At 63.4% G+C, this 9,719-nt stretch carries 9 protein-coding genes; 5 read left to right on the forward strand and 4 right to left on the reverse strand.

From position 1 onward, the window contains the following. Nucleotides 1-7 precede the first annotated feature (7 nt). From NE547_RS13790 to proB, 4 genes are all read right to left on the reverse strand, one after another. Nucleotides 8-868, reverse strand: a complete 861-nt coding sequence (locus tag NE547_RS13790) for a papain-like cysteine protease family protein (protein WP_186907562.1) — start codon at nucleotides 866-868, stop codon at nucleotides 8-10. Nucleotides 869-1,111: 243 nt separating this feature from the next. Beyond that, a complete protein-coding gene (locus tag NE547_RS13795; protein WP_186907563.1) occupies nucleotides 1,112-1,450 on the reverse strand; it encodes a hypothetical protein in 339 nt (112 codons plus the stop codon). Nucleotides 1,451-1,546: 96 nt separating this feature from the next. Further along, nucleotides 1,547-2,794: a glutamate-5-semialdehyde dehydrogenase gene (locus NE547_RS13800; protein ID WP_256176190.1), complete on the reverse strand. Its 1,248-nt coding sequence runs from the start codon at nucleotides 2,792-2,794 to the stop codon at nucleotides 1,547-1,549. Between the two features lies 1 nt (nucleotide 2,795). Beyond that, a complete protein-coding gene (gene proB / locus NE547_RS13805; protein ID WP_186907565.1) occupies nucleotides 2,796-3,626 on the reverse strand; it encodes a glutamate 5-kinase in 831 nt (276 codons plus the stop codon). Nucleotides 3,627-3,822: 196 nt separating this feature from the next. On the opposite strand from proB, the gene NE547_RS13810 reads away from it, so the two are divergent. From NE547_RS13810 to eno, 5 genes are all read left to right on the forward strand, one after another. Then, a complete protein-coding gene (locus NE547_RS13810; protein ID WP_186907566.1) occupies nucleotides 3,823-4,311 on the forward strand; it encodes a tRNA (cytidine(34)-2'-O)-methyltransferase in 489 nt (162 codons plus the stop codon). 106 nt (nucleotides 4,312-4,417) lie between these two features. After that, nucleotides 4,418-5,611: a phosphoglycerate kinase gene (gene pgk / locus NE547_RS13815; RefSeq protein WP_186907567.1), complete on the forward strand. Its 1,194-nt coding sequence runs from the start codon at nucleotides 4,418-4,420 to the stop codon at nucleotides 5,609-5,611. Nucleotides 5,612-5,678: 67 nt separating this feature from the next. Further along, on the forward strand, nucleotides 5,679-6,452 hold the full coding sequence (tpiA, locus tag NE547_RS13820) for a triose-phosphate isomerase (RefSeq protein WP_256176191.1): 774 nt from the start codon (nucleotides 5,679-5,681) through the stop codon (nucleotides 6,450-6,452). A 200-nt stretch (nucleotides 6,453-6,652) separates the two neighbouring features. Further along, nucleotides 6,653-8,170: a 2,3-bisphosphoglycerate-independent phosphoglycerate mutase gene (gene gpmI / locus NE547_RS13825; RefSeq protein WP_186907569.1), complete on the forward strand. Its 1,518-nt coding sequence runs from the start codon at nucleotides 6,653-6,655 to the stop codon at nucleotides 8,168-8,170. Between the two features lie 136 nt (nucleotides 8,171-8,306). Next, complete coding sequence (gene eno, locus NE547_RS13830; RefSeq protein WP_256176192.1) at nucleotides 8,307-9,608, forward strand: phosphopyruvate hydratase; 1,302 nt, start codon at nucleotides 8,307-8,309, stop codon at nucleotides 9,606-9,608. Nucleotides 9,609-9,719 lie beyond the last annotated feature (111 nt).

Consider the following 9,719-nt stretch of genomic DNA (forward strand, 5'->3'; position numbering starts at 1 on the left):
TTCGCGCTTAGGTCTCGGGGCTGGCCACCAGGAAGAGGCAGTCGCTGCCGCCCTCTTCCGCGGGGAAGGCGCCGTACATGGAAAAGTTGTACAGGAAACGTTCCGCCATGAGCACGCCGTAGCCGTCCTGACAGTGGTCGGTGGTGTCATAGGGATCGGCCACGATAAACACGTCGTCCTGCTCGGTCTCGGTGCCCATGGTATCGTAGCCGATGATGACCTGCCAGTGTCCGCCCCAGTCGTTCCAGCAGACCATGACCGGCTTGCCCTCGGCCAGCCAGCCCTGAATGGTATCCATCCAGACCTCCTCCGCCGGGGCCGCGTAATCCAGGGTGGTAGTGTATGTAAAGCCGCCTACGCCGTCGAACAGGTCCATGGCCTGCTTCAGCGTGGTGCCGGGATATCCCTCCAGCGCGGTGCCGTCCAGAGAGTGGCGCAGCGCGGAGAGCGTCTCCTCGTTCCAGCCGTCCAGCCGGTCGTACCAATTGAGCACCATCAGGGCGCTGGTGACGCCGCAGGCCCATTCGCTGGTCTGCTGCATGGTCTCAAAGCCGGTGAGGATGGTGCGCGTATCGCTGGACTGCATATGGTAGTAGTCCGGATGGGCAAAGTAAGGGGAATCCGGGTGGTCGCCCAGCCGCTCCACGGAGTCGGCGCCGTCCTCGGGGGAGAGGTCGACCGCGTAGGGGATCTTCATCTCGTCGGAAAAGGCGCCGGCCGCTGCCGACGCAGTTGGTGTGGCATCCACAGGGGATGCTTGGGCCGCCCCAGTCGGCTGGACCCCTCCACCGGCGGTTTCGCCGCTGCATCCGGCCAAAAGGCCGGCGGCCAGTGTGAGGGTCAGCGCCAGAGTGACTGCTTGTTTCATTTCTCGATCTCCTTTAAAATCCGATTTCCCGCCGGCTTGCGGCGGGCTGATTGCATTATAAAGGCGAGAGGCTGGCGGCGCAATGCACAGTTTTGCCACTCTTTTCTAAAACGTTCGGGTAAAGGATAGAAGATTTGACAAAGCTGGGCCTCTCCCAAACGGGAGAGGCCCAGCTTTGCCGAACAAGCTCCGCAGAGGCTGCGCCCGTAGGATGCAGCGCACGCGAAGAAGTGGCCATGCCGCTCAGTCCGCCAGAAGACAGCGCTCATTGCGGTCGACATAGTGGGCGTCCGCCCGGACCGTCAGGTCCCGCGGACCCGGTCCGTCAGGCAGGTAAAACCGGATGCCTGTCAACAGCAGGTCCCGGGGGAACGGACTGTGGTGGGGCGGCAGGGTAATCATCCGTACGCCCCGGCAGGCGTCCCCTTCCAGCAGCTCCAACTCCAGCGCCACCCGGCGCTCGGGAAGCAGACCCTCCAGGCGGAGGGAGCACTCCAGGATCTGCCCCCCGCCGTCAGGCCGCAGCACGCCCAAATCGGCGGTCATCAGCCCGCCGTTGAGCTCCAGCCGGCGTTCCAGCATATGCCTCACCCCCATAAAAGTCCATAGGGCAGGCCCCGAAAGGCCTGCCCTATGTAATAATGGAACACGAGGGGAGGGGGCCATACCATCCTATGCTCAGCGGGTCTGGCCGGTGCCGTAGATGATATACTTGCTGGAGGTCAGCTCCTCCAGCCCCATGGGGCCCCGCGCGTGCATCTTTTGGGTGGAAATGCCGATCTCGGCGCCCAGGCCGAACTCAAAGCCGTCGGTGAAGCGGGTGGAGGCGTTGACGTATACCGCCGCTGCGTCCACCGTATCCAGAAAACGCTGGGCGGCAAAGTAGTCGCGGGTGACGATGGCTTCGGAGTGACCGGTGCCGTGGGCGCTGATGAAGTCCACCGCCTCTTCAAAGCCGGAGACCACCTTCACCGCCAGAATATAATCGCCGAATTCCGTATCCCAGTCCGCAGGGGAAGCGGGCGTTACAAAGTCTCCCAGGATATCCCGGGTCAGCGGGCAGCCGCGGATCGCCACGTTCCTGCTCTGCAGGAGCTGCCAGGCCATGGGCAGAAAGTCCCGGGCCACCGCCCGGTCCACCAGCAGGCATTCCGCGGCGTTGCACACCGAGGGGCGGGAGCACTTGGCGTTATAAAGAATGCGGGCGGCCATGTCCAGATCCGCCTGGGCGTGCACGTATACATGGCATACTCCCACGCCGGTCTGGATCACCGGCACCCGGGCGTTTTCCACCACGCTGCGGATGAGCCCCGCGCCGCCCCGGGGGATCAGCACGTCCAGATACGCCGTCAGATGCATCAGCTCGTTGGCGCTGTCCCGGCTGGTGTCCTCCACCAGCGCGATGCAGTCCCGGGGCAGTCCGACGTGCTCCAGCGCGTCCCGCATGACGGAAATAAGGGCCTTGTTGGAGTGGAAGGCCTCCCTGCCGCCCCGGAGGAGGACGGAATTGCCCGACTTCAGACACAGGGCGGCGGCGTCCACCGTGACGTTGGGCCGGGCCTCGTAGATGATGCCGATGACGCCCAGAGGCACCCGGCGCTTGCCGATGACGAGCCCGTTGGGACGCTGGTCCATTTTTGTCACCGTGCCGATGGGGTCCGGCAGAGCGCAGACCTGCCGCACCCCTTCCACGATGCCGCGGATGCGCCCTTCGTCCAGGGCCAGCCGATCCTGAAGGGCCGGACGCATGCCGCTGTTCCGGGCCTCGGCCAGATCCAGCGCGTTGGCGGAGAGGATTTCCTCCTGCCGGGCCGCAAGGCTCCGGGCGATGGCTTCCAAGGCCGCGTTCTTTTTGGCGGTGCCGGCGGCCGCCAGGACCCGCTCGGCATTCTTGGCGGCCAGGCCCTGGGTCTCCAGTGTGGTCATGTCAATTCCCTCCTTTTGCACCGGCGGGGGCCGCAAAACGCGTACCCACGTCCCTGCCGGATACGATATCATAAATGGCTTCCATATTCTGCCCATTTGCAATGACCATGTCGATCCCGGCGTCCATTGCCACCTGGGCGGCGTTGAGCTTGGTGACCATGCCGCCGGTGCCACGCCAGGTGCCGGTGCCGCCCGCCATGGCCCGCAGCTGAGGTGTGATGGCGTCCACCCGGTGGATGAGCCGCGCGTCCGGATGGGTGCGGGGGTCGGCGTCGTACAGCCCGTCGATGTCGGAGAGCAGGATAAGCAGATCGGCCCCGCACAGGCGGGCCACGATGGCGGACAGGGTGTCGTTGTCGCCCAGCACCTTGCACTTGCCGGTCTCGATCTCCGCCGAAGAGACCGAGTCGTTTTCGTTGACCACGGGGATCACGCCCAGCTCCAGCAGCGCTTCGAACGTATTGTGCAGGTGCGCCGACCGGACGGGGGCGTCCACATCCTCGCCGGTCAGCAGGATCTGAGCCACGGTGCGGTTATACTCGGAAAAAAGCTTGTCGTAGACGTGCATCATCATGCACTGGCCCACAGCGGCCACGGCCTGCTTCCCGCGCAGCTCGTCCGGGCGCTGCTCCAGACGCAGCTTCCGGGTGCCGATGGCGATGGCGCCGGAGGAGACCAGGACGATTTCGTGACCCATGCCCTTCAGGTCGGACAGAACCCGGGCCAGGTGATCCATATTGTGTAAATTCAGACTTCCGGTGTCCCGCGTCAGAGTGGAAGTGCCCACCTTGACCACGATACGCCGGGGCAAAAGACCTTGCTCCACGTGCATCACGCTCCCAGATGCCTATCATATCACAAATGATAAGCGCGATAAAGTGTAAAAGTAAAAAAACAGTCATTTCAGTGATTCCATAAAGAAAACCGAGCGTTTTAGTACATTTTAACGGTTTTACGGTTGAAATCCGCTCCGTTTTGGAGTACAATAAGCCCCGCTGATCATTTGAAGAGGGCTGCGAGGTGGGAAAATGCTCAATATTGTGCTTTTTGAGCCGGAAATCCCACAAAATACGGGGAATATTGCAAGAACCTGTGCGGTGACCGGGATCCGTCTTCACCTGATCCGGCCGCTGGGCTTTGATATCAGCGATAAGGCGGTCAAGCGTGCGGGGCTGGATTACTGGCATCTGGTGGACCTGCACGTGTACGACGGCCTGGAGGACTTTTTTCAAAAGACCGGCGCCCAGGATATCTGGCTGGCCAGCAGCAAGGCCCCGCGGCCCTACACGCAGGCGGCCTTCCGGGACGGGTGCTACCTGATCTTCGGCAAGGAGACCGCCGGGCTGCCCCCGGAATTTCGAGAGCGCTACCGGGAGCGCTGTATCCGCATCCCCATCCGGGCGCAGGCCCGGTGTCTGAACCTCTCGAACTCAGCGGCGATTCTGGCGTATGAAGCGCTGAGGCAGTTGGACTTCCCCGGGCTGACGGGCCGCGGCGAGATGGGGGAGGGCCGTTGAATCCCCGCCGGCGGGGCGCAAGCTGCACTCAGCCGAGGCAGATCAAATCAGTGGGGCCCCTGCAGGGCGGCGCTCTGCGGGGCGGAGATGAAAGGAGATTCTTGAGATGAATTACCACAAGAAAACGGTCAAGGATATCGACGTGGCGGGGAAAAAAGTCCTGCTGCGCTGCGATTTTAACGTGCCCCAGGACAAGACCACCGGCGCCATTACCGACGATAAGCGCATCGTGGCCGCCCTGCCCACCATAAAATACCTGCTGGAGCAGAATGCGGCGGTCATCGCCTGCTCCCACCTGGGCAAACCCAAGGAGGGGCCCGATCCCAAGTTCAGCCTGGCCCCGGTGGCCAAGCGCCTGAGCGAGCTGCTGGGCAAGCCGGTCATCATGGCCGCCGACGTGGTGGGCCCAGACGCCGCCGCCAAGGCCGCCGCCCTGAAAAACGGCGAGATTATGCTGCTGGAGAACACCCGTTTTGAGAAGGGCGAGACCAAAAACGACCCCGAGCTGGCCCGGAAACTGGCCGATATGGCCCAGGTCTACGTCTCCGACGCGTTTGGCTCCGTGCACCGCGCCCACGCTTCCACCGCCGGTGTGGCGGCTTATCTGCCCGCCGTATCCGGGTTCCTGATCGCCAAGGAACTGGAGATCATGGGCGGCGCATTGGCCGATCCCAAGCGGCCCCTGGTGGCCATTCTGGGCGGCGCCAAGGTCTCCTCCAAGATCGGCGTCATCAACAACCTGCTGGACATTGCCGACACCATCATCGTGGGCGGCGGCATGACTTATACCTTTATCAAGGCCATGGGCGGCACGGTGGGCACCTCCCTGCTGGAGGACGACTGGCTGGACTACTGCAAGGAGATGATGGCCAAGGCAAAGGAGAAGGGAGTCAAACTCCTGCTCCCGGTGGATACCGTCTGTGCCGACGCGTTTTCCGCCGACGCCAAGCCGGAACTGGTGGACACCATGAAGATCCCCGACGGGCGCATGGGCATGGATATCGGACCGAAGACCATCCAGCAGTTCTCCGACGCGGTGAAGGACGCGGGCACCGTGATCTGGAACGGCCCCATGGGCGTGTTCGAGTTCCCCGCCTTTGCCGAGGGCACCCGGGCCATCGCCAAGGCGCTGGCCGCCACCCATGCCATCACCATCGTCGGCGGCGGCGACTCTGCGGCGGCCGTGGCCCAGCTGGGCTACGCCGACCAGATGACCCACATCTCCACCGGCGGCGGCGCTTCCCTGGAGTTCCTGGAGGGCAAGGAGCTGCCCGGCGTGGCGTGCCTGCTGGATCAATAAGAAGCACGCCGCGGCGGCCGCTTGCCGCCCGCATTATGGATCGAAATGAAAGGACTGAATCATTGAAATGAACCGCCGCTATCGCAAGACCATCATCGCCGGCAACTGGAAGATGAATAAGACCCTCTCCGAGACGAAGGCCTTTGCCGAGGAGCTCAAGAATCTGCTGGGCAAGCCCAAGTGGTGCGAGGTCGTCCTGTGCGTGCCCTATGTGAACATCCCCTCCGCGGTCCGCCTGTTCAAGGATTGCCGCGTGTCCGTCGGCGCGGAGAATTGCCACTATGAGTCCCATGGCGCCTACACCGGCGAGGTGTCCGCCGAGATGCTCAAGGAAGTGGGCGTCAAGTATGTCATCATTGGACACTCTGAACGCCGCCAGTACTATAACGAGACCGACTTCACCGTCAATAAGAAGGTCCACGCGGCCCTTGAGGCGGGATTGTACCCCATCGTCTGCGTGGGCGAGAGCCTGGAGCAGCGGGAGCTGGGCGTGACCATGGACCTGATCGCCTATCAGGTCAAGGCCGCCCTGGCAGGCGTGCCCGCCGATAAGATGCGCCATGTGGTCATCGCCTATGAGCCCCTGTGGGCCATCGGGACCGGCCGTACCGCCACCGCCGAGCAGGCCGGCGAGGTGTGCGAGGGCATCCGCACCATCGTCCGCAAGCTCTACGGAGCCCGTGTGGCACGTTCCGTTACCATCCAGTACGGCGGCTCCATGAACCCCAAAAACGCCGCGGAACTGCTTGCCCAGCCCGACGTGGACGGCGGCTTGATTGGCGGCGCGGCGCTGAAGGCGCCTGATTTTGTGGAGATCGTGAACGCAGCGAATCAGGAGTAAACGCCTCTCCTGAGCCGTCCCCCTGCCCGCATAGCCGGAAGGCGCGCACAAGCGTTTGCGCAGCAAACCTTGCCGCGGGACCGATTCGCCTGGTCCGGGGAAGGCTGTGCCGTGGCCCCCGGTAAAGCGAAGCTTTGTTGGGGCGCACGGCGGCGGACGGAAAACGTACCCCGCTCTGAACAATAGATTCGAGGTTTTTTATGAGTAAAACACCGACGACCCTGATCATCATGGATGGCTACGGCCTGCGTGAGCAGCAGCAGGGCAACGCCATCGCCAACGCAAAAAAACCCCATCTGGACAAAATCTTTCAAGAGAACCCCTGCTGCCGTCTGTCCGCCTCCGGACTGGATGTGGGCCTGCCCGAGGGGCAGATGGGCAACTCGGAGGTGGGCCATACCAATATCGGCGCGGGCCGGGTGGTATTTCAGGACCTGCCCCGGATCAGCCGCGCCATTGAGGACGGGTCCTTCTTCCGGAACGAGGCCTACCTGGAGGCCATGGACGACTGCCGGGAGCGGGGAAGCGCCCTGCATCTGATGGGCCTTTTGTCCGACGGCGGCGTCCACAGCCATAACACCCACCTGTACGCCCTGCTGAAGATGGCCGGGGAGCGGGGACTGGAGAAGGTCTACGTCCACTGTTTCCTGGATGGACGGGATGTGCCGCCTTCTTCCGGCAAGGGCTTCGTAGAAGCACTGGCGGACAAGTGCGCCGAGCTTGGCGTGGGGAAGATCGCCACCGTTATGGGACGCTATTACGCCATGGACCGGGATAAGCGCTGGGACCGGGTACAGCGGGCTTATGACGCCATGACGCTGGGCGAGGGGATACAGAACCCCGATCCGGCGGACGCGGTACAAGCCTCCTATGACGCCGGGATTACCGACGAGTTTGTGGAGCCGGTGGTCTGCGACAAGGCCGGCCGGGTGCGGGAGGGGGACTCGATCATCTTCCTCAACTTCCGCCCGGATCGGGCCCGGGAGATCACCCGCTGTTTCGTGGACCCCGCCTTTACCGATGTGGAGCGGAAAAACGGAATGCCGACGGTGACCTATGTGTGCACCACCGAGTATGACGCCACGATGCCCAACGTGTCCGTGGCGTTCCCGCACCACAGGCTGGAGAATATTTTCGGGGAGTATATCGCCCGACAGGGCTATACCCAGCTGCGGATCGCCGAGACCGAGAAATATGCCCATGTGACCTTCTTCTTTAACGGCGGCGCGGAGCAGGTGTTCCCCGGGGAGGACCGCTGCCTGATCCCCTCCCCCAAGGTGGCCACATACGATCTGCAACCCCAGATGAGCGCCCCCGAGGTAGCCGCCGAGGCGGTGCGCCGCATCGAGAGCGGCAGCTACGACGTGATCATTCTCAACTTCGCCAACTGCGATATGGTGGGCCATACCGGCGTGTATGAGGCTGCCGTGAAGGCCGTGGAGGCCGTGGATGAGGGCGTGGGCAAAGTGGTGGAGGCCACCGCCAGAATGGGCGGCGTGAGCCTGATCACCGCCGATCACGGCAATGCGGAACGGATGCTGGAGGAGGACGGCGTGACCCCCTTTACCGCCCATACCACCAATCTGGTGCCGTTCTGCATCGTGGGCGCCGACGTGAAGCTGCGCCCCGGCCGCCTGGCCGATATCGCGCCTACCATGCTGGACCTGATGGGCCTGGAAAAGCCCGCCGAGATGGACGGGAGCACGCTGATCGTCTGAGCCGCGGCTGGGATCCGGCGGGAGCGCGCTCCCGCCCTGCCACAAGGCCTTCGACGGGCTTCCGGCCCGTCCCCCGCAGACCATCTCCCTGCAGGGCGGGGCGTGCCCCGCCGCCAATACGAAAGGAGTTTTTTTCATGAAGCAGATCATCGAAATCGTTGACGTACTGGGCCGCGAGATCCTGGACAGCCGCGGCAACCCCACGGTTGAGGTGGAGGTCTATCTGGAGGATGGTACGGTCGGCCGCGCTGCGGTGCCCTCCGGGGCTTCCACCGGGATCTACGAGGCCTGCGAGCTGCGGGACGGCGACAAGAGCCGTTACCTGGGCAAAGGCGTGCTCACCGCCGTACAGAACGTGAATACCGAGATCGCCGAGTGCCTGGTGGGTATGAACGTACTGGATCAGACCGAAATCGACAAGGCGCTGATCGAGCTGGACGGTACGCCCAACAAGACCAAGCTGGGCGCCAACGCCATCCTGGGCGCCTCCCTGGCCTGCGCCAAGGCAGCCGCCGAGTGCCTGGGTACCTCTCTGTACAACTATATCGGCGGAGCCAACGCCAAGGTGCTGCCCGTTCCCATGATGAATATCCTCAACGGCGGCGCCCACGCCACCAACAATGTGGAGATCCAGGAGTTCATGATCATGCCTGTGGGCGCCTGCTGCTTCCGCGAGGCGCTGCGTATGTGCGCCGAGGTGTTCCACACGCTGAAGAGCGTCCTCAAGGAGAACGGCACCCCCGCCGCCGGTGTGGGCGACGAGGGCGGCTACGCGCCCAACCTGAAAAAGGATGAGGACGCCCTGAAGGTCATCGTGGCGGCCATCGAGAAGGCGGGCTACAAGCCCGGCGAGGACTTCAAGATCGCCATCGACGCCGCCTCCTCCGAGTGGTGGAACGAGGAGGAGAAGTGCTATATCCAACCCAAGTCCGGTAAGAAGATGACCCAGCAGCAGCTGGTCAACATGTGGAAGAAGTTTGCCGATACCTATCCCATTATCTCCCTGGAGGACGGCATGGCTGAGACCGACTGGGAGGGCTGGAGCATGCTGACCCGCGCTATCGGAGATCGGGTCCAGCTGGTGGGCGACGACCTGTTCGTCACCAATACCGAGCGCCTGAAGACCGGCATTGAGAAGCAGGTGGGCAACGCCATCCTGATCAAGGTCAACCAGATCGGCACTCTGACCGAGACGATGGACGCCATCCAGATGGCCAACCGGGCCGGCTATACCGCCATCGTCTCCCACCGTTCCGGCGAGACGGAGGACGCCACCATCGCCGATATCGCCGTGGCCGTCAACGCCGGGCAGATCAAGACCGGCGCTCCCAGCCGCACCGACCGGGTAGCCAAGTACAACCAGCTGCTCCGCATCGAGGAGGAGCTGGGCGACGTGGCGCAGTACCTGGGGATGGACGCGTTCTTCAACCTGAAGTAAATGGAAGAGATCAAACGGGGCCGCTGTCCGACGGATCTCGGGCAACACCTCCGGCCGCCCCAGCCCTACCAGCGCGGCCGATATGCTGGAGGATATGGACGGAAAAATCGA

Source organism: Flavonifractor sp. DFI.6.63 (genome assembly GCF_024462255.1).
GTDB lineage: Bacteria > Bacillota > Clostridia > Oscillospirales > Oscillospiraceae > Lawsonibacter_A > Lawsonibacter_A hominis.